This window comes from Roseibium sp. RKSG952, assembly GCF_009711355.1.
Genome location: NZ_SMMF01000307.1, coordinates 1 through 548 on the forward strand (window position 1 = coordinate 1; position 548 = coordinate 548).

General features: G+C 62.4%; 1 protein-coding gene. It reads right to left on the minus strand.

All coding sequences use genetic code 11. The annotated features are described in order from the left end of the window. Nucleotides 1–548: phosphopantetheine-binding protein (locus tag E1297_RS00830; protein WP_155132704.1), on the minus strand; the 548-nt coding region annotated here is incomplete at both ends.

Genomic DNA, 548 nt, shown 5'->3' on the forward strand with positions numbered 1-548 from the left:
GAGCTTGTCGAGGAACCACAGGCTCTCCTGCTGCGGTGACAGGGGGATCGGCCGGGACCGGTCCGCAGGCTCCAATGGAACGGACACCGATCGCCCGCAACCTTCCAGCGCCTCAGCCAGCCGGCGCACCGTTGGCGCCTCAAACACCAGCTGTAGCGGAACGGCGTAACCGCTTTTGTCCTGAAGCCGCCCTGCGAGCCGGGCCACCTGCAACGAGTTGCCGCCTTCCTGGAAGAAATCGGTGTCCCGATGGACGCCGTCCCGCTCCAGAACCTCTTCAAAGCTCGCAGCCACAAGCTCTTCCAATGCGCCTTGAGGTGCGTCACCAATGGCTTTGCGTGCGCCACAAAGCTCACGCAACAAGCTGCTGGCAGCTAGCTGTTGTTGATCGACAAGATCAAGCTGCAGACAATCAGCCACGTCAGGAAACGCGTTTGCGAGCGCATTGCGGGCCCGGGCGATCAAAAGGTTGCACCGGGCCTCCAGGGGTTCGCTTTCCGCCTGCTTGCGCGCGAGCCGGTCCAGATCGATCAGATAGGTGAGATGTG